This is a genomic window from Ectobacillus sp. OTK (assembly GCF_059698935.1).
This window is the reverse complement of record NZ_AP048547.1, coordinates 5,018,784-5,041,824: the sequence shown is the minus strand read 5'-3', so window position 1 is coordinate 5,041,824 and position 23,041 is coordinate 5,018,784. Positions and strand designations below refer to the sequence as shown.

Genomic DNA, 23,041 nt, shown 5'->3' with positions numbered 1-23,041 from the left:
ACAGCAGGTTATCGGCTTTTTCGTGTTTTGCCAGCAGCAGCCTGCGTTGCTATAATGGGCGAAAAAAGGGGGGAAATAATGTACTCAGCCGAGCTTTGCGCATTTTTGGAGGGAAGGAGGCTCCTTCCAGGAGAGCTGCCGTTCCCAGAGGAAGTACTGCGCCAGCATCAAAGAGAAGGTTTTCTTGCAGAGGAGCCGAGTGTGAAGCGGATAGGGAAGGGATATCGTTGCACCCGATGCGGTAATGAGGATCCTATGTTTTTTTCATGTTTTTCTTGTGCACGTTGCCAAACGATTTGCACGTATTGCCGCCGATGCGTCATGATGGGCAGAACAAGTGAATGTACCTCGCTGCTTCATTGGAAAGGGCCATTAGCGGACAGGGGCGGGACGCAGGCAGAGTTTATATGGGATGGTGTTCTTTCAGATGAGCAGCGCATCGCTTCAGAAGCAGTTCTGCATGCGGTAGAGCAGAAGGAGGAATATCTCATTTGGGCAGTGTGCGGCGCTGGAAAAACAGAAATGCTCTTTGCCGGCATACATGCTTCTCTCACAAAGGGAGAGCGCGTCTGTATTGCAACGCCGCGTACTGATGTTGTGCTGGAGCTTGAACTGCGTCTTAGGCAGGTTTTTGCGAATATCCCGATTGCGGCATTATATGGAGGCAGCTTGTGCCGGCACGTACAGGCTCCTCTGACAATTGCCACGACGCATCAGCTGCTTCGATATTTCCGCGCATTTGACACGTTGATCATTGATGAGGCAGATGCGTTTCCGTATTCAGCCGATTCGGCCTTACAGTACGCAGTAGAGCATGCGAAGAAAGAGGATGCGTCTGTTATTTATGTGACGGCCACACCAAATCCGCGTTGGAAGAAGGAGGTGCGAAATGGAACGCGAAAAGCAGTCGTCATTCCAGCGCGCTACCATCGCCAGCCCCTGCCTGTACCTTCCTTCCTTTGGTGCGGCAGCTGGAAGAGGAAGCTTCGGGGGCGCAGGCTTCCCAAAAACGTTATGCATTGGGTAGAGAAGCATGCAGCTGCTGGGCATCCCGTATTTTTATTTGTTCCTCATATTCGGCATGTTGAGCCTGTTGTGGCTATCCTAAAGCAACTAGATGGACGGATTGAAGGTGTGCATGCAGAGGACCCGATGCGAAAGGAGAAGGTTCGTGCATTTCGAGCAGGCAATATTCCGCTATTAGTTACAACAACTATTTTAGAGCGCGGTGTCACAGTAGCTAATTTACAAGTGGCTGTGCTCGGAGCTGAGGAGACTGTATTTACGGAAAGCGCGCTCGTACAAATTGCCGGAAGAGCCGGGCGGAATGCAGCTTATCCAAAGGGCGATGTTGTCTATTTTCATTACGGAAAAACAGAAGAAATGGTTGCAGCGAGGCGGCACATTGAGACAATGAACAAGGAAGCGAAGCAAAAGGGGTGGCTTGTATGACAGAGCATTGTTTGCTTTGCTTTGAGAAGCTGTCGTATTCCCCTGGTTGGCTTTCGTTTCTGTTAAAAGGAGAAGAGCAGCTTCTTTGCCGGGAGTGTGAACAGAAATTAGAACGGATAGAGGGGGAGCTGTGCACAGTATGCGGACGTTCGCTGGAGCATCTTGCTGCCGCGCATCAAGAACAAGGGGTGTGCAGGGACTGCTTGCGCTGGGAAGAGGGGGCGATGCGCGGAGCGTTGCTGCAGAACCGCTCCTTGTATGTATACAATGATTGGGCGAAGGATGTATTGGCCCGCTATAAGTTTCGCGGCGATGCTGTCCTCTCTAAGCTTTTTCATAAGGAGCTGCGGCGAATGTATAAGCATTTCCCGCGCTCTTGTCGTGTAATCCCTGTTCCGCTGAGCGTAGAACGGCAATATGAACGCGGCTTCAATCAAGCGGAGCTGCTCGCTGCTTGCTTTCCGTACGCCATGCCGTCTCCTGTTACGCGCGTACACACCGAAAAGCAGAGCAAAAAAACACGGGCGGAGCGCTTGCAGGCACAGTCTCCATTTTTACTTTCCTCCCATACTCGATTTGACGGTGAGAATATTTTGCTCATTGACGATGTATACACGACAGGTACAACGCTGCGTCAAATAGGGAAGCTGTTTCGTGAGCAGGGAGCTGCAGCTGTGTATGCTTTGACTGTATTTCGAGGATGAAAATTGCTGAAATCGTGACAATCTATATCTATTATCCTTAAAATCTAGTAGAAATCGCTTCCAAATGTCGAATGGTGGCATAAAAACACGACAAGACGGTTTGGACTTTACCTCTCTTTATCCGTTATAGTCAAATTGTGGGGTTATTCCACGAGTTTATGATTGAAGGGAATGGGAGTCATGCAACAAGGTACAGTAAAATGGTTTAACGCAGAAAAAGGATACGGCTTTATCACAGTAGAAGGTGGAGAAGATATCTTTGTACACTTTTCTGCGATTCAAACTGAAGGCTTCAAAACTTTAGAAGAAGGACAACGTGTATCCTTCGATATTACAGAAGGCAACCGCGGTGCTCAAGCTGCAAACGTTGTCAAGCTATAAGAACCCAGTTTATAAGCAGCGTACGCTTCATATAAAATAGGGAAATGCAATGCCGCCTCCATTTTTTTGATGGAGGTTTTGTCGTAAGCGCTTGCTTTTTGCTGAAGCTGAAATCCAAGAGCAAGGACATCCGAAGGGCTTTACATATGATTCTCCTAAAAATCACGCCCTCGCAGTATGATGCGAATGTCGAATCTTTAGATAAAATTACGATGAAACAGCTTAGACATTCAGCATTTTCGTATATTATAGTTAAGATAAGCATTTATACATGAGTTTATAATTGAAGGGAATGGGAAAGCATGCAACAAGGTACAGTGAAATGGTTTAATGCAGAAAAGGGATTCGGATTTATTCAAGTTGAGGGCGGCGATGATGTATTCGTTCATTTCAGTGCAATTCAAGGCTCAGGCTTTAAAACACTGGAAGAGGGCGCAAAGGTAGAGTTTGAAATTGTACAAGGTGCACGTGGTCCACAGGCAGCAAACGTGGTAAAGTTATAAGAATTACTTGTTCATTTGTATACAGCTGAAACAATGTGAGGAAAAATGGAGCCCATTTTTGACTTTTTGATATTCAATCCGTTATAGTCAAATTGTGGGCTTAACCACAAGATTCAAGATTGAAGGGAATGGAAGGCATGCAAGGAAAAGTAAAATGGTTCAATGCAGAAAAAGGTTTCGGTTTTATCGAGCGTGAAAATGGAGACGACGTATTCGTACACTTCTCCGCAATTCAAGCAGATGGCTACAAGTCTTTAGACGAAGGCCAAGAAGTAGAATTTGATATCGTTGAAGGCGCGCGCGGTCCGCAAGCAGCGAACGTAGTAAAGCTATAATAACCCGTTTATAAGCAGCCAGGCTTCATATAAAGCAGGGAAAAAAGCGATTAGCCCCCGTTTTGTAAAACGGGGGCCTTTTCATGCTCTGAAAAGCTATTATGCTTTTTCGGTGGTTTGGTGTTTTGTTCTTGGGTGTAAGAGTGACTGAACGGCATTTTCGTTATAAAGTCTCGGCGGCCAAGCGCAAAGGTCAAATGGAAAGTCAGATCCAGGCACGACCCTGTCTTCACCAACAGTCTTCGCTAAATAATGGACTGCTTCATCATTCCAAAGAACTGTATCAAACCAGAAGCGGCGCAAATATTCTTCTGGAGGAGCATGCAAGGAACCGGCAACGGCCGGCCACTTTTCGTAGCCCTTGTTCAAACGTCCGATTTGGTACGGAAGAAAGCCGCCGCCGTGCGCGAGCAAAATTTTTACGTTCGGATATGTATCAAGCAAACCGCTCAGCAATAAATCAGCAGCGCAAACTGTGGTTTCCCAAGGAACCCCGATTAAGTTCGGCATCATCCGTTTTTTCAGCCGCGGATCTTCGCAAAGAAGCGGATGAATGAAAATGATAGCTCTTTGGTAGTTTGCCTCCTCCCAAAATGGGGTAAAGCGTGCATCTGTTAGCATTGCATCCGATAGACCAGGACCGATAATTGCGCCATGTAAGCCGCGGCCCATCGCATGCCGCAGCGCCTCAGCCGCTCGAATGGGGCTGTTAAGCGGTACAGTAGCTAAAGCGGATAAACGCTCATTGTTGCATTGCACCCAGTTAGCTAAGGCTTCATTATACACGCAGGCAGCCTCGCTTGTAATCTCCTCCGAAACATCGTACATAAACAGCTGGGGAACAGGAGAAACAAGGGAGTGGGATACGCCTGCAGCTTGCTGCTCCGCCAAGTACAAGGAAGAATTGATAAACGACTCCTTTAATTCAAATCCCCACTTTCCGTTTACCGTTAAAAACTCAGCCTGATTCGGTGACTTTGTCTCCCATTTTGCATGAACTGTATGCTCATGATCCTTGAGCCAACGCAATACATCTTGTGGAATAAAGTGAGTATGTATATCGAACAAACAAACCACGCTCCTTTACATGTATAGAAGAAGCCATTATGGCCTCCAGTACCCAAGCTTTTCGGAAATTTCCTTTGCAGCGTTTTTTACCTTGCTAATAATCGAGAGGTTGTGCGGATTCATACGATGAACAGGCCCGATAATACTTACCGCGTATACGACCTTGCCTGTATAGTCCCGAATAGGAGCGGCAATGGATGCAACACCTTCCCGGAGCTCTTCAATGCTGATTGCATATCCCTGCTCCTGGATGCTTTTTAATGCTGTGCGAAGGGTATCACGATTTGTAATAGTGTTCACTGTATATTGCTCCAAGCCCTCATCCAGATATTTTTCAATAAAGTCCTTATTCTGGTGTGCAAGAATCACCTTTCCTGTACTTGTGCAATGAAGGGGGTTCCTTCTGCCGATGTGCGATAAAATTTGAACAGGATGCTTACATTCTACACGATTTAAATAGACGACATCTGTATCCTCAAGCACCGCAATAGTTGCTGTTTCGCCAATCTCATTAACAAGGCGCTGCAAAATGGGCTGAGACTCTCGGTTGATTTCCAGATTTGATGTGACAATAGTGTTTAAGTTGAGAATTGTGAGGCCTAGTCGATATTTTTGCGTTTCTGGATCCTTTGTAACAAAGCCTTCACTAGCTAACGTATTTAATAGACGGCTGATGGTGCTTTTTCCAAGCCCAAGCTCAGCTGCTAAATCCGTCACCTTTTTCTCTGGTGCATCAAGTGAAAAGCTGCGCAGCAGGCGAAGTGCGTTTTTTACTGAGGATAATAAATATTCTTCATTTACCTTCGTCTCCATTCTATATCCCTCCTTTTTATGTTGCTTATAGAAGAACTGAATTTCTCTATAGTGTACATATGATTGTAGCACGAAACTCAATTCGTTTAAATATTAAGAAAAGTACAAAATTTTTTCGTTTTGTTCCGTATATAAGAACTATGGTGTTGTATGATAAACAAACCTAAATTACTATAAATTTACAACATCATATCTTTTCATAATTTGAGGAGGTTATTTTATGCAGATGCAAACGACAACAGAACAAAAGGTAACGGCAATTGATTGTAAGCATTTCATTAATGGTCAATATATCGCTTCACTAAACGGCAAGGCTTTTGAAAATGTAAATCCGGCGACACAAGAGGTTATCGGAACGGTAGCCGAGGGAGGGAAAGAAGAAATCGATCTTGCAGTAGCGGCTGCGAGAAGAGCATTAAACGGGCCGTGGAAACGGATGACAACAAACGACCGAATCGCAGTTATCCGCCGCATTGGTGATATTATTCTTGAGCGTAAGGATGAATTAGCACAGCTTGAATCGTTAGATACAGGCAAGCCGTATTGGTTATCCAGTACAATTGATATCCCGCGTTCTGCGTACAATTTTCATTTCTTCGCTGATTATTTGCGCGGGTTAGGAACTGAAGCATATCAGATGGATGATGTGGCAATCAACTATGCAATTCGCCGTCCGGTCGGCGTCGTCGGCCTGATTAACCCATGGAACCTGCCGCTTCTATTGTTGACCTGGAAGCTGGCTCCTTGCTTAGCGGCTGGAAATACAGCTGTGATCAAACCGGCTGAACTCACGCCAATGACGGCTACCCTGCTTGGAGAGATTTGCAAGGAAGCAGGCGTACCAGATGGTGTAGTGAATATTGTGCATGGCTTTGGCCCTGATTCTGCCGGCTCCGCTTTAACAGAGCATCCGGATGTGGATGCCATTTCCTTCACAGGTGAAACAACGACAGGAAAAATCATTATGCAGGCCGCTTCCAAGTCATTGAAAAAGCTTTCCTATGAGCTTGGCGGCAAAAATCCAAATATTATTTTTGCGGATTCTAATTTAGATGAAGTAATTGAAACAACATTAAAATCAAGCTTTATTAATCAAGGTGAAGTGTGCTTGTGCGGCTCCCGTATTTATGTAGAGCGCCCGGCTTACGAAGCATTTTTAGAGAAGTTTGCTGCAAAAACAAAGGAGCTTGTTGTGGGCGATCCGTTCGATCCAAAAACAAAGGTAGGCGCTCTTGTATCGGAAGAGCATTATGAGCGTGTGAACAGCTATATTCAACTAGCTGTTCAAGAGGGCGGCCAAATTGTAACCGGCGGCAAGCGTCCGGAGGGATTAGAGAAGGGATATTACCTTGAACCGACGATTATTACCGGCTTAGACCGCAATTGCCGCGTTGTACGCGAGGAAATCTTCGGACCTGTGGTGACGGTGATTCCGTTCGACTTCGAGGAGGAGGTTGTTGCACAGGCGAACGATACGCACTATGGATTAAGCGCTTCCATTTGGACGAATGATTTGCGCCGTGCACATCGTGTCGCAGGGCAAATTGAAGCCGGTATTATCTGGGTAAATACTTGGTTTTTACGTGATTTGCGTACACCGTTTGGCGGCATGAAGCAAAGCGGAATCGGACGCGAGGGCGGCGCTCATAGCTTTGAGTTCTACAGTGAGCTGTCCAATATTTGTATTAAGCTATAAGGGGGAGCTTGTGATGAGCATAGTTGATGTAGATAAAGCGGTCCGGCTTTCCGGATATTTAGAACAGGCAGAGATATCGGGGCGGGGAGTTTCCCCGCTCACGGAGCTTGAGCCAAATTTGACGATTGAGGAAGCATATCAGGTGCAATTAGTAACCATTCAAAAGAGACTCGAGGCGGGCCGGATTGTTGTTGGCAAGAAAATTGGGTTAACGTCCTTGGCGATGCAAAATCTGCTTGGTGTAGATCAGCCTGATTACGGTCATCTTCTTGATGATATGGTCATAGAAAATGGCGGACAGATTCCGATGAAGCGTATACTGCAGCCGAAGGTAGAGGGCGAAATCGCTTTTGTGCTAAAAAAAGATTTAACAGGACCGCGTGTGACGGTGTTAGATGTGATCCAAGCAACGGATTATGTGCTGCCAGCGCTTGAGATTGTCGACAGCCGCATTGCAGATTGGAAGATTAAGCTGCAGGATACGATTGCTGATAATGCATCTTCCGGTTTGTATGTGCTTGGCGGTAAGCCGGTTCCGGTCGATCAGATTGATTTGGCGCAAATCGGTATGGTGTTATATCGAAACGGTGAAATCATCAATACAGGCGTCGGTGCAGCAGCTCTTGGCAATCCAGCCGTTTGTGTAGCTTGGCTAGCTAATAAGCTGTTTGAATACGGCATTACATTAAAGGCTGGGGAAGTCATTTTGTCCGGTGCTCTTTCTGCTGCGGTAAATGCGGAGGCAGGGGATTATTTTCAGGCAAGATTTGCGCATTTAGGTGAAGTCAACGTACGGTTTTCTAAATAGATAGATTGCGAGAAAGAGGAGGATATATGTATGTCTAAGGTAAAGGCAGCAATTCTCGGCTCCGGAAATATCGGAACAGATTTAATGATGAAGCTAGAGCGCTCCAATGTGCTGCAATTAACAGCAATGATCGGGATTGACCCTGAGTCGGACGGCTTGCGCCGCGCAAAGGAAAGAGGCTATGAAGTGATAGATACGGGATTAAAAGGATTTTTGGAGCGGCCGGATTTGGCGGATATTGTGTTTGATGCTACTTCTGCGAAGGCGCATATTCGTCATGCAAAGATGCTGCGGGAAGCAGGAAAGATTGTATTAGATTTAACGCCTGCGGCGGTAGGGGAGCTAGTCGTTCCTCCGGTTAACATTCGTGAGCATATAGAAGCGGATAATGTAAACCTCATTACGTGCGGCGGGCAGGCTACGATTCCGATTGTTCATGCCATCAATCGTGTTTGTCCGGTAGAATATGCGGAAATCGTTGCGACCATTTCAAGTAAAAGTGCAGGTCCTGGTACACGTGCAAACATCGATGAATTTACGCAAACAACGTCTCGCGGCATTGAGGTGATCGGCGGAGCCAAGCGAGGCAAAGCCATTATTATTTTAAACCCTGCTGAGCCTCCGATTTTGATGAGAGATACAGTGTATGCGCTCGTAGAAGACGGAACGATGAACGAAGAAGAGATTATCCGTTCGGTTCAGAAGATGGTTGAAGCAGTACAATCGTACGTGCCAGGCTATCGCTTGCGGACAGAGCCGATTATTGAAGGAAATAAAGTAACGGTATTCCTTGAAGTAGAAGGAGCAGGGGATTATTTGCCAAAGTACTCCGGAAATCTTGATATTATGACAGCCTCGGCTGTAAAGGTTGCAGAAGAGCTTGCCAAGCATCATGCGGCAAAGCAAACCGTGTAAGGAGGGGAAAACAATGACAAAACAACGTGACATTATGATTACTGAAGTAGCGCTTCGAGACGGCAGCCATGCGATTGCGCATCAATATACAGTAGAGCAGGTTACGCAGGTTGCGAAGGCCTTGGATCAGGCGGGTGTTCCTTATATTGAGGTGGCGCACGGTGATGGGTTAGCGGGTTCCTCCTTACAGTACGGACTATCCCGCACAAATGAATTCGATCTAATTGAGGCAGCTGTGGACGCATGCACAGAATCCAAAATCGCTGTATTGCTGCTTCCAGGAATCGGCACGATGAAGGATCTAAAGCAGGCGGCAAGTCTTGGAGCAAAAATGGCTCGTATTGCGACTCATGTGACGGAGGCGGATGTGTCTGCCCAGCATATTGCGTTAGCGAAGAATTTAGGCATGGAGACGGTTGGGTTTTTGATGATGTCACACATGGCTCCTGCTGACAAATTGGTTGAGCAAGCAAAATTAATGGAAAGCTACGGTGCTGATATTGTGTATGTGGTCGATTCTGCAGGCGCATTGCTTCCTCATGAGGTAAGGGAGCGCATTCGTGCTTTGAAGCAAAGTGTTGGCGTGGAAATTGGCTTTCATGGTCATAACAATCTCTCATTGGCAATGGCAAATACACTGGCTGCGATTGAGGAGGGAGCAACACGCATTGATGGCAGTGTGCGCTGCCTAGGTGCTGGTGCCGGCAATACGCAAACAGAGGTATTAGTTGCAGTATTGGATCGTTTAGGTATCGAAACGGGTGTAGATTTATATAAAGTGATGGACTTGGCAGAGGATATTGTGGCGCCGATTTTACCGGTGCCGCAGGAAATTACAAGGGATAGTCTCGTACTTGGCTATGCTGGCGTATATTCGAGCTTCCAGCTTCACGCACAGCGCGCCGCAAAACGACTTGGCATTGATTCCCGCGATATTTTAATTGAACTGGGCAAACGAAAGGTAGTTGGCGGACAAGAAGATATGATTGTAGACGTGGCGGCAGAAATTGCAAAGAAAAAACTAGAGACCGTTCGCTAAGGAGGGATGCGAAATGAATGCGCTAAACTATAGATCTACAGCTGAATTTCTGCATAAGGCAGAGCTTGAAAAACGCGAGGTGATTCGCATTACGGCCGACTATCCTGACATGACCGTTGAGGATGCCTATAAGGTGCAGGAAGAGCTAGTGGCGATGAAGCTAGAAGAGGGGCATCGCATCGTCGGCCCGAAGATGGGATTAACAAGCCAAGCAAAAATGAAGCAAATGAATGTGGAAGAGCCGATTTACGGCTATATCTTTGATTACATGGTTGTACCGGACGGCGGAACGATTCAAATGGCGAATTTTATTCATCCGAAGGTGGAGGCGGAAATCGCCTTTGTGTTAGGAAAGGATATTCAAGGGCCTGGCATAACTGGTGCTCAAGTGCTTGCTGCTACAGATTATGTAGTGCCGGCGCTTGAGATTATCGACAGCCGTTATGAGAATTTTAAATTTACGCTTCCTGATGTTATTGCTGATAATGCCTCCTCTTCGAGCGTTGTGCTTGGCAACCGCCTGACGCGTCCTGCCGGCATCGAGCTTGACCTGGTAGGCGTGACGCTTTCGATTAATGGTGAAATAAAAGATTTGGGCGCTGGAGCGGCTGTTGTGGGGCATCCAGCCAATTCTGTAGCAATGCTTGCCAATATGCTGGCGCGAAAAGGAGAAAAATTAAAGGCAGGGGATGTTATCTTAACGGGTGGCGTAACCGGTGCAGTTATGCTTACAGCTGGGGACATTGTATCGGCGAAGCTAGATGGTTTAGGAGAAGTCTCATTTCAAGTGGAAAAATAAGAAATTCTAAAGCTAGCGGAGGATTATATGCCGATCATTAATATTCAAATTTTGCAAGGAAGGCCGGAAGAAAAGATTAAGAGAGTTATTGAGAATGTAACAGAGACCATCTCCGCCACGCTTGAGGTGCCAAAGGAGACAGTCCGTGTGATTGTAACGGAGATTCCAAAAACACATTGGGGTGCCGGCGGAATACCTATGTCTGAAAAATAGAAAAGCGGAGTCGACTGCACGGCTCCGAAAGCCAGATATTTCTTCCTATCAAAGCTGCCGTTTGGCTTTGAAGGGAAAGGGATATTTGACCATAAGGAGCCAAGGGTCGAAGCAAGACAAATAGAAAGGCAGTAAAAGGCTTGCTTTCTTAATAAAAAATAAAGAATGGGGAGAAATACTATGACACTTGAATTAGGATTGCTCGTCCCTCATACGCCAAGAATGTGCTTTGAAGATCGGACTCCAGATTTTCAAAAGGAGCTTGTTGCTGGTATGCATCATGCTGCAAAGGATATTGCAAATGTAAAACCAGATGTAGTTGTGCTTATCTCTTGTCACTGGCTCTCGAGCTTTCATCACTTTGTAGATGCAACACCGGAGCATAAAGGGATTTTAACGCCGTTCGAATGTCCGGAGCTTATTTCAGATGTTCCATATTACTATCCAGGGGATTCTGATTTAGCAAATGAGCTTGTTGAAGCAGGACGTCAGGCGGGGCTTACTGTTATTGGCGTAAATGATCCAACGTATGTATGGGATTACGGTACCGTTGTGCCTCTTCGTTACCTTGTCCCGAATGAGGATATCCCTGTTATTGATTTATCAGTTACATGGGCTGCGAGTTTAGAAGAAACATATGAATGGGGCCGCCTGGTTGGCAAGGTGCTGCGCGAAAGCAATAAGCGCGCTGTATTTGTAAGCAGCGGTGCTCTTTCACATAATTTGCTGCGAGGCCCGGAGTTGTACCCAACCTTGGCAGAGCAGGCGATGGATCGTCAATTTTTAGAGTACTTAAACAATAACGATTTGGAGGCTGCGTGGCGCATGCTGCCGCAATATGCAAGAGCTGCAGGTGTGGAGTCGGGCGGGCGTCATATTGCCATGCTTTTGGGTGTACTCGAGGGCAGCTATACAAGCACCTATTACGGCTACGGCCAGTCATCAGCCAGCGCGAATGTTGTCATGACCTTCACGCCGCAAAGTGTTGCATTAGAAAAGAATGGAGCCTTGCAAACGGTAGAGTCAGAGTAAGTGTCATCCTGTTTTATATGCGTTTCTCTTGCATGTTCATTTTTGAAAGCGGGTACATGAGTCCGGGATAAAGGAGAGCGTAGTGCAGCGCATCAAATTGTATCGGATCAAATAGAACGTACAAGACTAAGGGGGCAGATCAGCATGATGAGAAAAAATAGAATTGATAATAAAACATTGCAGATGCTCAAGGATAAAATGAAGGAGGGGCTGATGCCGCAGTGGGTCGTCACGGATCCTGATATTTATGAGCTAGAGATGGAAACAATCTTTGGCCGTACGTGGCAGTTCTTAGGGCATGAGTCCGAGCTGAAGAAGCCGGGAAGCTATGTGACACGCTGGATGGTCAGTGATCCTGTGCTGCTTGTAAAGAATAAGGCAGGAGAGTGCAAGGCATTTCTTAATTCCTGTACACATCGCGGGGCGCATCTATGTACAGCCGACCGAGGCAATAAGAAGACGTTTACGTGTCCGTACCATGGCTGGAGCTTTAATACAGATGGGGAACTTATTGGAATTGTAGCCGGTAATAAGGTGTACGGGGAGGAAATGCAGAAGGATGAGTGGGGCCTTCGCCCGATTCCGCGCGTCGAATCATATCAGGGCATGATTTTTGGAAACCTTGATCCAAACGCGATGCCGCTTGAGGAATATCTCGGCGAAATGAAATGGTATTTTGATATTTTACTTGGCAGAAGCGACGGCGGCATGGAGGTAAGAGGGGTTCCACAGCGCTGGGTTGCACAGGCGAACTGGAAGGCAACGAGTGAAAACTTTGCAGCAGACCCATATCATGTACAAACGACACATCGCTCCACTGTAGAGATGGGCATTAGCCCAAAGGATCCATTATATGCAGGTTACGGCCATCAGGTTGTGATGAAGAACGGTCATGGTATTAATGTCATTACATCCTCAACGGGCCGATCCCATTATCAGTTCCAAGGATTGCCAGAATCTATGTGGCCGATGTTTGAGAAAAACCTAAGCCCGAGCCAGGTCGAGGTTTTGTCAAAAACAACTGTATTTGTCGGCGGGGTATTCCCTAATCTCTCTTTTGTAAGTCCTGTTCATGGTACGGAGGGACACTTGCATAATTACTTAAACTTCCGCGTTTGGCGGCCGTTAGGGCCGGATAAGGTTGAGGTTTGGTGCTGGTTTATGATTGATAAGGCTGCACCAGAGGATTACAAGGAAGCTGCTTATAGGGGATATCTCGGCTCATTTGGGCCTTCAGGGACGCTGGAGCAGGATGATACGGAGGTTTGGGCGAGAATGGTACAGGCAAATAAGGGGCTAATGGCACGCGACAAGGAGCTGAGCTACAACAATCTGTGCAATTATTTAATGGGCTTTGGCGGATTGGAGCCGGATGAAAGCTTCCCGGGGCCGGGCATTGCGTATCCGACGTGCTATGCAGATGCCATTTCAAGAAGCATGCATGAGTTTTGGCTGGAAATGCTGACGAAGGATATGCCTGCATCAGAGGAGGTGCGTCGATGAGCTCTAAGCTGTTCACTCCATTTGAGCTGCACTATGAGATTACGAATGTATTATCCCGTGAAGCGCATTTTCTGGACAATCGCAGGTATGAGGACTGGCTTGATCTATTAAGTGAGGATATCGTATATCGCATGCCGATGCGCGTCACAACGGAAACAAAGGATGGATCAGATATATTAGATGAAATGGCGTTTTTTGAAGAAACAAAGAAATCGCTTACAACAAGAGTGCAGCGCCTCCGCACCTCATCGGCATGGGTTGAAAATCCGCCGACAAGGCAGCGTCATCTTATTACAAACGTATTGGTTGAGCCAGGTACACAGCCTGATGAATATGAGGTAACAAGCAGCTTTCTTTTCCTGCGCAGCAGAGCTTCAGATTTACATTTGGAGCAGCTCTCTGGAGAACGTCACGATGTGTTTCAATTCGTGGAAGGGAAGTGGCAAATTGCCGCCCGTACCATTTATCCAGATCAGGCTGTGTTAGGGGTTATGAATTTAAGTATGTTTTTATGAATTCGCTGCTTCTGTCAATGGGAGCAAGAGCTGTAAGGATACATACTGTAAGACAGCCCTTAGCTCCCCAATCCCATATCGGGTATAATAGCGGCCCCTTCTATGATTCAGTACAATCCGCAATCTATCTTTCATTTCTTACAACTCTATCAAATGTATAACTCTCATTTTGAAAAATTTATTTTTGTTATTCCGTATAAAGGAACATTGGTGTTGTATAGGAAACATAGCGATTATATGATGATTTACAGAAAGAGTATTATAAAATAATAGGGGGAATTGTATTGCGCACTGTTAATGCTTCAGAGGTAGTAGCTGCAAGTAAATTTAACCGCTTTCATTTGACTGTTTATCTTTGGTGCTTTTTTGCAATCGCTTTTGATGGCTACGACATTGTCATGTATGGTGTAGGCCTGCCTTGGATGATGAAGGAATGGAATTTAACGGCAGTACAAGCAGGGGCAATTGGCAGCTATTCCTTGGTTGGAATGATGCTTGGCGCCTTCATTTTTGGACCTCTTGCCGATAAAATCGGAAAGAAAAAGGCGCTGGCGATTTGCTTGTTCCTATTGAGTGTTTTTAATTTACTGGCTGGCTTTGCAAATAGCCCGGCCTTATTCACGGTAATGCGCTTTATTGGAGCGCTTGGAATGGGTGGTTTAATGCCAAATGTAATTTCCTTAATGACGGAATATTCTCCAAAAAGCAACAGAGCAGTTATCGTTGCGACAATGTATTGCGGTTATTCAATTGGCGGTATTCTCGCTTCTCTAGTTGGAATGTATATTGTAGCTGATTTTGGCTGGAGGGTACTATATTGGATCGGAATTATTCCCCTCCTTGCATTACCATTTTTCATGAAAAATTTCCCGGAATCCATCTCCTTGTACATTTTGAAAAGAGAAACAAAGAAGCTAGTAGGAATTTTAAACCAAGTAGATCCAACCGGAAACTATAAGGAAACAGACGACTTTCAATTCGCAGCTGCAGAGAAACACGCAAAGGGTATGCCAATCAAAAAGATATTTGAGAAAAATCGTGCAATCAGTACATTTGCTTTTTGGGTTTCTGTTTTCTGCTGTCTTCTCATGGTATACGGATTGAATACATGGCTGCCAAAAATTATGCAGCAGGCTGGCTTCGGTCTTACTTCCAGCTTGTCATTTAACCTTGTATTATGTGTAGGACAAATTGGCGGTGCTTTAATCGGCGGTTATTTAGCTGATAGGGTTGGACACAAAAAGGTATTAACAGCACTATTCCTGCTTGGCGCACTTTGCTTTGTTGCTTTAAGCACCACATCTAGCACAGCATTCCTTTATATTTTAATTATGATTGGCGGCGCTTGCACAGTTGGAACGCAAAATATTGCAAACCCTTACATTTCTGAGTACTACCCAAGAGAGGTAAGGGCAACGGGAATAGGCTGGGCACTTGGAATCGGCCGTATCGGCTCCATCCTTGCACCGACAATCATTGGTATGATTCTTGCGACAGGCATCGAGCCGCAAAGCATATTCATGTACTTTGCGATTCCAAGCATTGTGGCGGCAATCGGAATTTTAATAATTCAAGAGAAATACGGAAGCTTTGATAAGCTGCAGCATTCAGATGCAAAGGAAGTAAAGATTGGTCCGGAGGTTAATGTATAAGAAAGATATAATCAACAAAAAGGTGTCCCAAAAGGTCGTCAAGCACAGCCTTTTGGAGACGCCTTTTTTAGAGCACTGTTTGGATATATCAAGGTGTTGCAGGGGAGAGTTCCTTGCTTCAGATCCTTTACGGTATAAAGGAATGGTATATGATCGCTCAAGCAGAAAAGTACTAATTGCTAGTTATGCAATTTCTCTAGATTCATAGCACCAGCAGCATGTCAAAGATTGAGACGTTTAATTGCAATTGTCCTAAAATTCTTTTACTAGAATCCTTAAACGATTAACTTTATATAAAGGATAGTAAAGAAACAGACCAACTATACTCTGCCTTTGAAGATGCAAGAAAGCCGATAAAGATGAAGGCTATTCCTTACTTCACTTGGGGTAACAGAGGCATAGGCGAAATGAGAATTTGGTTAAGATATTAAGTATTCAATTGGAGTGGACTGTGGAGCATAATTAGGGAGAGACGTACTTGTTGATATGGCAACAAGTACGGAGATTGCTACTGCAGTAAAAGAGTATACATGAACACAGTTTTATCAAAAAATAGGCGAGAACACCCCTTCCTCAAGGAACGTGAAGGGCAAGGCTCAGTGAATAGGGAGGGGATGAATCGCCTTCTAACAAGAGATGGCGACTTGCCATCTCGATTTTTGTTTCTTTGGAATGCCTCTGACAAAGAGGATGGAAGGGCTTGTTGTAATTGCCTTATGACTTATTTGCCTAATGTTAAAAGCTCTGCCTCCTCAGGCCATTCCATTGGCAGTCCGACATAGTTCTCGGCCAGGCTTGTCGCTGCAGCCCTGGACGATGTAACGTAGTCAAGCTCAGCTAACTGAATTTGATGCTCAAATGGCGTATAGTTGCTGTGGCGATGGAGCGTTGTTGTCATATACCAAGAGAATCGCTCTGCCTTCCAAATACGGCGTAGACAAATCTCAGAATACCGTTGTAATAGATTTGTACTGCCGGATGTGTAGAAGGATGTAAGAGCTCGCGCCAGCACCTGTATGTCGGCCATTGCGAGGTTCAGTCCTTTCGCTCCGGTTGGCGGAACGATGTGTGCTGCGTCACCAGCAAGAAATAGCTTGCCATATTGCATTGGGTCACAGACGAAGCTTCGCATTGCTACAATGTTTTTTTGAATAATAGGACCATCAATCAGCTTCCAGCCGTCATTTGTCGCAAGCCGCGTATGCAATTCGCTCCAAATACGGTCGTCGGACCAGTCAGCTATGTTATCACTCGGGTCAACTTGAATGTATAGGCGCTGAATTTCTGGAGAACGTGTGCTAAGAAGTGCAAACCCGCGCTCGTGGCTGGCGTAAATGAGTTCAGGTGCGGATGGCGGTGCTTCTGTTAGGATCCCGAGCCAGCCAAAGGGATAAACTTTTTGATATTCGCTGCGGATGCTTTGTGGAATAGCCGGCCGGCTCGGACCGTGGAAGCCATCACAGCCGGCGATATAATCGCAAACAATTTCTTCATCTAAACCATTTTGACGAAAGCGAATTTTCGGTGAATCTGTATCCAAGTCGTGTAGACTTACATTACTTACACGAAACAGGATATTTCCTCCTGCCCGCATCCGGACGGCGACTAAATCCTTAATCACCTCGTGCTGCGGATATACTGTGACCTGTTTTCCTCCTGTTAGCTCATGCATGTTAATACGATGTCTGCGTCCGTTAAATTGCAGCTCAATCCCGTGATGAAAGTGAGCTTCCTTCATCAGCCGCCCGCCAACGCCTGCTGCATTCATTAAATCTACTGTACCTTGCTCGAGCACACCGGCTCGAATCGTACCTTCAATTTCCTCACGTGTTCGGTTTTCAATAATAATAGATTCGATTCCCTGCAAATGAAGCAAATGAGATAGCATGAGTCCAGACGGGCCGGCTCCGATAATTCCAACTTGAGTGCGCATTTTATTTCCTCCTTTATATAGATTTTTATATAAAAGTAAACGCTTCCAAAATTGATTGGTCTGCACAGCTTCTACTAGAGGAACGGGGATAGATGGTGTAATGAAACGTCTGTTTTTTCTATTTTCTCACTATTGGAAACGTTTTTAATGTTGCTTGAATTTATGTTATAATATGGATGTACCAAATGAAAGACCATGATTCTTGTATGCAGAACATGCCGAACTTTTTTGTGGGGTGCTACAATGGAAAAGCGTGATTATTCTCTTAGCTCTGTTCGAAATGGAATGAGGATTCTACGTCTGTTTACAGCGGATGAGCCTGTATGGGGAGTAACCGAAATAGCTGATCGAATCAGTTTGAGTAAAAGCAGTGCACACCGTTTAATTGCCACGCTGCATAAGCAAGGTTACTTGGAGAGAGAGCAGAACGGAAAATATCGTCTGGGTTGGGCTTTGCTTGGCTTAACCGGTGTTATTACAGCACAAACAGAGCTGTATCGGGAATCATTGCCGATTTTAGAGAGATTGGCAGAAAAGATCGGTGAAACGGTTCATATTAATGTGCTCGAAGGATACCATGTCGTCTACCTTCATAAAGTAGAATGTAGGCAGCCGGTTCGCCTTCTTTCCGATATTGGCAAACGCAATCCCGCGCATTGCTCTAGTGCAGGGAAGGTAATTCTTGCGTATCAAGGGAAGGATGTTATTCATAGGTTTTTGCAGCAGGAACTGCGCTCTTACGGTCCAAATACGATTACAAATCGTGAGGCTTTGCTCGAAAACTTTATGCAAATTAAACGCTGCGGCTATGATATTGCCGTAGAGGAAATGCATGAGGGAGTAGTAAGCATTGCTGTTCCTGTAAGCGATTACACAGGAGGGGTAACTGCTGCAATCAGCGTTGTTGGACCTATGCAGCGCATGACTGAGAATCGTTTTTCTTCATATGTAAAAGCGTTGCAAATTTCAAGACGGAAGCTTTCTGAAAAGCTTGGATACATAGAGAATGTGCAATGAGGATAACAGGGGGGAGTAGGGATGCGTTTTACAAGCCTAGAAAATGCATTGCGTTTATTGGAGCTGCTTTCAGTAGAGGAGCCTGAGCTTGGCATTTATGAGATGGCCGATCGGCTTGGAATTGCAGATAGCACTGCGCATAGACTGGCAACAACGCTTATGGGAGAGGGATTTATTACGCAGGACCCGAATACAAAATTATACCGTCTAGGAGCATCTGTTTTGGCGCTTGGCCATGTTGTGATTGGGCAATCTAAGCTGTATGCTGCTTCGAATGCTGCACTGCAATCGCTCGTTAAGCAATCCAATGAGACGGCCCATATCGGTGTATTGCGTGACTTTGACGTTATGTACTTAAATAAAATTGAATGCTCTCATCCTATTCGTTTGCTTTCATATCTCGGCAAACGAAATCCTGCCCATTGCACGAGCAGTGGACAAGTTTTGCTTGCGTACCAGACCTCGAGCTATATCGATTCCTTTTTGCAAAGAGGGATGGAGCAATATACAGCAAGAACCATTACTGACCCCGCCATCCTGCTTAAACGCCTTGAGCGCATTAAAGAGCAAGGCTTCTCCTTTTGCGAAGAGGAACTGCATGAGGGAGGATCCTCTCTTTCGGCTCCCGTTCGGAACCGAAAAGGACAGGTTGTTGCTTGCGTGACGCTTGCCGGTCCGGTGCAGCGCATCAACAAGTATACTGCTCCAAAGCTAGTGAAGCTTATTACAAAGACAGCTGATGAGATTTCTAAACGGTTTGATTATGCTCGCTGCTAGATATCTTATGTCTGCGCTGCTGTGAACGAACAGAGACAGAAGGGCGTTTGTCGTTTAATACATAATAGACACCAATACCGATTAAAACGAGAAGGGCGCAGTACAGATATAAAGAGCTTAATTGAATATGAACTGCAGCCAGGCCAATTAGAAATGAACCAATGCCAAACCCGGTATCAAAGATAGAAAGAAAGGTTGCGGTGGCCACTCCTCTTCTCGCTGGCTCTGCTTTCTGAATGGCGAGCGCTTGAAGGCATGGAAACATTGTTCCCCAGCCGAGACCGATACAAGCTGCTGCGAGCAGGAACAGAAGGGCTGTATGCGCCAGACTAAGAAGCAGCATGCCGCTTGCAAAGAAAACAATAGCCGGATATATAATGACGTTTGCACCGCGTTTGTCAAATAATCTTCCTGTATACGGTCTTGACAACAGCATAACAGCAGCATAGACAACAAAAAAGTAGCTGGATGCTTTTTCGAGCCCAATTTCCTTTGCATATACCGATACAAAGGAAAGAATGGAGGCATACACAAACGAGAAAAAAGCTGCGGTTACGGATATGCGGACGGCAGAGGTCTCAAATAAATGCTTGATGTTAAAGGCTGCTTGCGTTTTATTTGTTATAGTCTGTGCTTCCTTCGGCAGTCGAAGGGATCCGCCGAGAATCAAAGCGAAAAGGGCAAAGATACTGCTTATGATAAAGGCAGCATTCGCTCCCCATTTATAAAAGGTTGTTAGTCCGATAAATGGCCCCATGACCATTGCCAGATTCATCGCCATGGCGTAATAGCCCATGCCTTCTCCTCTGCGCGAATTTGGAATTAAGTCAGCCACAATCGTGCCGCAAACAGTTGTTACAATTCCAAAGCTAATACCGTGAATAAAGCGAAGCACGAGCAGACTAAGCATGGAATTGGTAAAGAAATAAACAAGATCTGCAGCCAAAAACAAAAATAAAGAAACAAGAAGCAGCTGTTGTTTCCCGACGCGGCCAAGCCACTGACCGGCAATCGGTCTTATGAGAATGGATGCAAGCAGAAACACTGTGACAACGAGTCCTGCATCCGTTTCCCGGCCGTGCAAATCTTCTAATGCATGCAGCGGTAAGATCACAAGCAAGCAATAAAACGTTAAAAATAAAAACAGTGTACTGGCGGAAATGCTAATAAAGTTTCTTGTCCATAGTTTTTCTGAACTCATATTCTCTCCTCCTCCAGCCGAAGTTCCTTGAGCCAATCAGAGAGCAGCATATGTAACTGCGTTTGTGATGAGACAGGCAGTGAGTCAAGCAGTGATTGATGTGTATGCAAAATAGCCTGCTCCCATTTTGGAAAAGCAGCGATTGCTTCGTCCGTTAGCACAATTTTCTTCGCACGTTTGTCCTTGCAGGGAACTTGCTTCACGTACCCTTGCTTAATGAGACGCTGAATCGTCCGAGTCATTGGCGGCGCCTCTACAGATAAATACTCACACAGCTCCGTTTGTGTTAGTGTGCCTTTTATATGCAGCGTGTACAAAACGGACCATTGTGCACTATATAATCCGAACGGCTGCAGGGCTTCGTTTATTCTTTTTGTCAGCTGCCGGGACAGCTGGTTAATTGAGTGAAATAAACTATGATGGTCTGACACGTTACCTCTCCCTATCTACCAATATACTTACCTAGGTAAGTTTATCACGAGGTTGCAGAAGGGTCAAATCGTATATTGAGATGGTAGAAAAACAAAAAGGCGATGTATGCTGCATAAAGCAGTATATATCACCTTTTTATTGGGACTGCATAAGAGGCAGCAGCCACCTGGTTTCTTCCGTTTCTTTTTGCTGTATATAGAGCTTGATCAGCAGCGTCAATTAGCTCCTTCGCGCTCTTGAATTGCCCAGGCTGCGCAGTAGCCACTCCAATGCTGCTGGTGACGCTGTCGCTTACTTGAGAGTACTTATGAGGGATATGCAGCCCTTCAATTGCTGAGCAAAGCATCTCAGCAATCTCCCGCCCCTCCGCCTCTTTTGTATTAGGAAGCAGGACAGCAAATTCTTCTCCTCCGTAACGGGCGAATAGACAATTAACTCCGCTTAAACTATCTGTTACACCTTGTGCAATCCTTTGGAGCACTTCATCCCCTTTTTGGTGGCCATAGTGATCGTTATATAGCTTGAAATAGTCAATATCAAATAAAATAAGGGAAAGGGGTGCTCTATTTTTTTCTAAGTCTGCCCATTCCTGCTCTAAAGAACTATCGAAATAGCGTCGATTGGCAATGCCGGTTAAGCCGTCGGCATGCGCCAGCATCTCTAATGTTTTATTCACAGCCATAAGAGTGCGCTCTGCATCCTTTCGGCTGCTAATGTCACGTAAAATAGCCAGCATAGCTGGATGGCCCTGAAATGAAATTTCCCGGCCGAACACTTCCACATCAATGATTTTTCCATCTAAGCGATTGAGCCTTGTTTCAATACGCTGCTGTGAATCATTCTTTTCCTTTCGCATGAGTTCGCTATCAAGTACAGCTTGAAGGTTTTCTGGCAGGATAAACTCGAGAACACTTTTGCCAATTAGATTCATTGGAGAAGCAGCACCGACGATAGAAGCAGCGATGTTGTTTGCATATACAATTCTTTTCTTCTGGTAAATGAAGACTGCATCTGGCAGCCATTCTACAAGCTGGCGGTAATGCCGCTCCTGCTCCTGAACTTGCGAAAGAAGGATATGCAAATCGGCTTGCTTTGTTTCTAGCTGCAAATTGGTCATCTCCATCCTAAGATTATGCTCTTGTACTTGTGCAACCATCTTATTCAGTTCTTCTTGCTGCATCATAAGCTCTTCGTTTTGATCCTCAAGCATTCTATGCTGCTTTTGCAGCCTATCGTTGTTTTCTCTTAATGTATGCGATAGATGAATTTGCTGCAGCCTGTTTGTAAGGACAAGATAGGATAAGTAGCCCGCTAGGAAAGAAATGATAACAAATGAAATTATAAACGGTACGTATAGGGACAAGTGCTTGGATAGACCAATTGAGTACCAAATGATTTGCAGTGCAGTTGTATAAGACAAAATCATCGCAAAGCGTAAAGCAGATGTTTGTATAAAACGTACGAATAGATGGGCACCGATCCCCATAAGTATAATGAAGAAAGAGGCAGCAGCAGCTGTTTCAATCGGTTGAAAGAAAAGCAATCTTGCTAGGGCCATTATGCCGGTACAAATCCATAAAGCAGGAATACTTGAAAATGAAGCGATGACAACTATCGAAATATGCCGTAAATCAAACAGTACGCTGTCTATCTGAACAGAGAAATACATGAGTGTAATCCCTAAAGCGCCTGAGGAAATTGCTGGTATGAGGTGCGTACGTAACGATAGTGGTATATTCTCAATTTTGCGCAGCATAGCGCTTCCAACAAGAAGGTAATAAGCAAGTAAAGTAAAAGCATTCACCAATAAATCCCGAAGCATAGTTTACCTCCCTTCGACAATATTCTACAGTAACTTGTTTAGAAAATTAATATGTAAATGATTCCCTCTATACAGTTGTTTTTTCCCAATTTTATAAAAAAATAAGAGTTTACGCATGTGAGGTGTTAGTAGTGTTTATGATTGTAAGGGATCATGTACCTAGATACTCTGGCTGTAAAATGGCTGTCTTTACTAAAAGAAAAACCTTATTTAAGGGGGGATGCATGGAAAGCGTTTGTGAATAAGCTTCGCCTGCCGCGCGTTTTATGCACGGGTTGTTTTACTGCGGGAGCATAACGGGCTAATGCCGCTTTTCTTAGTATGTAACGAATTATTCATATTTGTGTTCAGCTTTTGTCTTGTTTATGAGGTATACTCTAAGTAGGTAGTATACTCGCTCTTTCAACAAAATTCGTGGAATCTGAAGCACT

The 23,041-nt window shown here is 45.3% G+C and carries 24 protein-coding genes; 18 read left to right on the top strand and 6 right to left on the bottom strand.

The window, feature by feature from the left end:
- Positions 1-78 precede the first annotated feature (78 nt).
- The 5 genes from AC6HZ4_RS25065 to cspD all read left to right on the top strand — a co-directional run bounded on the left by AC6HZ4_RS25065 (position 79) and on the right by cspD (position 3,375).
- The gene (locus tag AC6HZ4_RS25065) at positions 79-1,452 is read left to right on the top strand and encodes an ATP-dependent helicase ComFA (RefSeq protein WP_497492576.1); all 1,374 of its coding nucleotides are present in this window, start codon (positions 79-81) and stop codon (positions 1,450-1,452) included.
- Positions 1,449-2,156: a ComF family protein gene (locus AC6HZ4_RS25060; protein WP_497492575.1), complete on the top strand. Its 708-nt coding sequence runs from the start codon at positions 1,449-1,451 to the stop codon at positions 2,154-2,156. Before AC6HZ4_RS25065 ends, AC6HZ4_RS25060 begins: the two co-directional genes overlap by 4 nt.
- A 180-nt stretch (positions 2,157-2,336) precedes the next feature.
- Positions 2,337-2,537: a cold-shock protein gene (locus AC6HZ4_RS25055; RefSeq protein ID WP_497492574.1), complete on the top strand. Its 201-nt coding sequence runs from the start codon at positions 2,337-2,339 to the stop codon at positions 2,535-2,537.
- A 302-nt stretch (positions 2,538-2,839) separates the two neighbouring features.
- A complete protein-coding gene (locus AC6HZ4_RS25050; RefSeq protein WP_129729973.1) occupies positions 2,840-3,040 on the top strand; it encodes a cold-shock protein in 201 nt (66 codons plus the stop codon).
- A gap of 137 nt (positions 3,041-3,177) precedes the next feature.
- Positions 3,178-3,375 carry a cold-shock protein CspD gene (gene cspD / locus AC6HZ4_RS25045; protein WP_497492573.1) on the top strand — a complete coding sequence of 66 codons (198 nt, stop codon included), beginning with the start codon at positions 3,178-3,180 and terminating at the stop codon, positions 3,373-3,375.
- A 99-nt stretch (positions 3,376-3,474) separates the two neighbouring features.
- On the opposite strand, the gene AC6HZ4_RS25040 is transcribed toward cspD, so the two are convergent.
- Together AC6HZ4_RS25040 and AC6HZ4_RS25035 are read right to left on the bottom strand one after the other, a co-directional pair.
- Entirely contained in the window at positions 3,475-4,443 is a 969-nt protein-coding gene (locus tag AC6HZ4_RS25040) for an amidohydrolase family protein (RefSeq protein WP_497492572.1), read from the bottom strand.
- Positions 4,444-4,479: 36 nt separating this feature from the next.
- Positions 4,480-5,256 carry an IclR family transcriptional regulator gene (locus AC6HZ4_RS25035; RefSeq protein WP_497492571.1) on the bottom strand — a complete coding sequence of 259 codons (777 nt, stop codon included), beginning with the start codon at positions 5,254-5,256 and terminating at the stop codon, positions 4,480-4,482.
- 220 nt (positions 5,257-5,476) lie between these two features.
- Between AC6HZ4_RS25035 and AC6HZ4_RS25030 the strand changes: the two genes are divergently transcribed.
- The 11 genes from AC6HZ4_RS25030 (at position 5,477) to AC6HZ4_RS24980 (ending at position 15,859) form a co-directional block, all read left to right on the top strand.
- The gene (locus tag AC6HZ4_RS25030) at positions 5,477-6,952 is read left to right on the top strand and encodes an aldehyde dehydrogenase (protein WP_497492570.1); all 1,476 of its coding nucleotides are present in this window, start codon (positions 5,477-5,479) and stop codon (positions 6,950-6,952) included.
- A 13-nt stretch (positions 6,953-6,965) separates the two neighbouring features.
- Positions 6,966-7,760 (top strand): 2-keto-4-pentenoate hydratase, encoded by a 795-nt coding sequence (locus tag AC6HZ4_RS25025; protein WP_497492569.1) that lies wholly within the window; start codon positions 6,966-6,968, stop codon positions 7,758-7,760.
- A gap of 30 nt (positions 7,761-7,790) precedes the next feature.
- The gene (locus AC6HZ4_RS25020) at positions 7,791-8,675 is read left to right on the top strand and encodes an acetaldehyde dehydrogenase (acetylating) (RefSeq protein ID WP_497492568.1); all 885 of its coding nucleotides are present in this window, start codon (positions 7,791-7,793) and stop codon (positions 8,673-8,675) included.
- A gap of 13 nt (positions 8,676-8,688) precedes the next feature.
- Positions 8,689-9,714 (top strand): 4-hydroxy-2-oxovalerate aldolase, encoded by a 1,026-nt coding sequence (dmpG, locus tag AC6HZ4_RS25015; protein ID WP_497492567.1) that lies wholly within the window; start codon positions 8,689-8,691, stop codon positions 9,712-9,714.
- Positions 9,715-9,727: 13 nt separating this feature from the next.
- Positions 9,728-10,513 (top strand): 2-keto-4-pentenoate hydratase, encoded by a 786-nt coding sequence (locus tag AC6HZ4_RS25010; RefSeq protein WP_497492566.1) that lies wholly within the window; start codon positions 9,728-9,730, stop codon positions 10,511-10,513.
- 27 nt (positions 10,514-10,540) lie between these two features.
- A complete protein-coding gene (locus tag AC6HZ4_RS25005) occupies positions 10,541-10,726 on the top strand; it encodes a 4-oxalocrotonate tautomerase (RefSeq protein ID WP_497492565.1) in 186 nt (61 codons plus the stop codon).
- Positions 10,727-10,906: 180 nt separating this feature from the next.
- Positions 10,907-11,758 carry a DODA-type extradiol aromatic ring-opening family dioxygenase gene (locus tag AC6HZ4_RS25000; protein ID WP_497492564.1) on the top strand — a complete coding sequence of 284 codons (852 nt, stop codon included), beginning with the start codon at positions 10,907-10,909 and terminating at the stop codon, positions 11,756-11,758.
- 147 nt (positions 11,759-11,905) lie between these two features.
- A complete protein-coding gene (locus AC6HZ4_RS24995) occupies positions 11,906-13,261 on the top strand; it encodes an aromatic ring-hydroxylating oxygenase subunit alpha (protein WP_497495837.1) in 1,356 nt (451 codons plus the stop codon).
- Positions 13,258-13,776 carry a 3-phenylpropionate/cinnamic acid dioxygenase subunit beta gene (locus tag AC6HZ4_RS24990; RefSeq protein ID WP_497492563.1) on the top strand — a complete coding sequence of 173 codons (519 nt, stop codon included), beginning with the start codon at positions 13,258-13,260 and terminating at the stop codon, positions 13,774-13,776. Before AC6HZ4_RS24995 ends, AC6HZ4_RS24990 begins: the two co-directional genes overlap by 4 nt.
- A 284-nt stretch (positions 13,777-14,060) precedes the next feature.
- Entirely contained in the window at positions 14,061-15,428 is a 1,368-nt protein-coding gene (locus AC6HZ4_RS24985; protein ID WP_497492562.1) for an MFS transporter, read from the top strand.
- A 293-nt stretch (positions 15,429-15,721) separates the two neighbouring features.
- The gene (locus AC6HZ4_RS24980; RefSeq protein WP_497495836.1) at positions 15,722-15,859 is read left to right on the top strand and encodes a hypothetical protein; all 138 of its coding nucleotides are present in this window, start codon (positions 15,722-15,724) and stop codon (positions 15,857-15,859) included.
- A 290-nt stretch (positions 15,860-16,149) separates the two neighbouring features.
- Here AC6HZ4_RS24980 and pobA read toward each other — a convergent pair whose 3' ends face one another.
- The gene (gene pobA / locus AC6HZ4_RS24975) at positions 16,150-17,361 is read right to left on the bottom strand and encodes a 4-hydroxybenzoate 3-monooxygenase (RefSeq protein ID WP_497492561.1); all 1,212 of its coding nucleotides are present in this window, start codon (positions 17,359-17,361) and stop codon (positions 16,150-16,152) included.
- Positions 17,362-17,604: 243 nt separating this feature from the next.
- Here pobA and AC6HZ4_RS24970 point away from each other — a divergent pair, with 243 nt between their 5' ends.
- Positions 17,605-18,378, top strand: a complete 774-nt coding sequence (locus tag AC6HZ4_RS24970; RefSeq protein ID WP_497492560.1) for an IclR family transcriptional regulator — start codon at positions 17,605-17,607, stop codon at positions 18,376-18,378.
- Positions 18,379-18,399: 21 nt separating this feature from the next.
- Entirely contained in the window at positions 18,400-19,155 is a 756-nt protein-coding gene (locus AC6HZ4_RS24965) for an IclR family transcriptional regulator (RefSeq protein WP_497492558.1), read from the top strand.
- Here AC6HZ4_RS24965 and AC6HZ4_RS24960 read toward each other — a convergent pair.
- The 3 genes from AC6HZ4_RS24960 to AC6HZ4_RS24950 all read right to left on the bottom strand — a co-directional run bounded on the left by AC6HZ4_RS24960 (position 19,127) and on the right by AC6HZ4_RS24950 (position 22,610).
- Positions 19,127-20,356 (bottom strand): MFS transporter, encoded by a 1,230-nt coding sequence (locus AC6HZ4_RS24960; protein ID WP_497492557.1) that lies wholly within the window; start codon positions 20,354-20,356, stop codon positions 19,127-19,129. The two genes, AC6HZ4_RS24965 and AC6HZ4_RS24960, sit on opposite strands and share 29 nt — an antisense overlap.
- The gene (locus tag AC6HZ4_RS24955; protein ID WP_497492556.1) at positions 20,353-20,787 is read right to left on the bottom strand and encodes a MarR family winged helix-turn-helix transcriptional regulator; all 435 of its coding nucleotides are present in this window, start codon (positions 20,785-20,787) and stop codon (positions 20,353-20,355) included. Before AC6HZ4_RS24955 ends, AC6HZ4_RS24960 begins: the two co-directional genes overlap by 4 nt.
- A 128-nt stretch (positions 20,788-20,915) precedes the next feature.
- Positions 20,916-22,610, bottom strand: coding sequence for a diguanylate cyclase domain-containing protein (locus AC6HZ4_RS24950; protein WP_497492555.1), 1,695 nt, complete (start codon positions 22,608-22,610; stop codon positions 20,916-20,918).
- Positions 22,611-23,041: the final 431 nt, after the last annotated feature.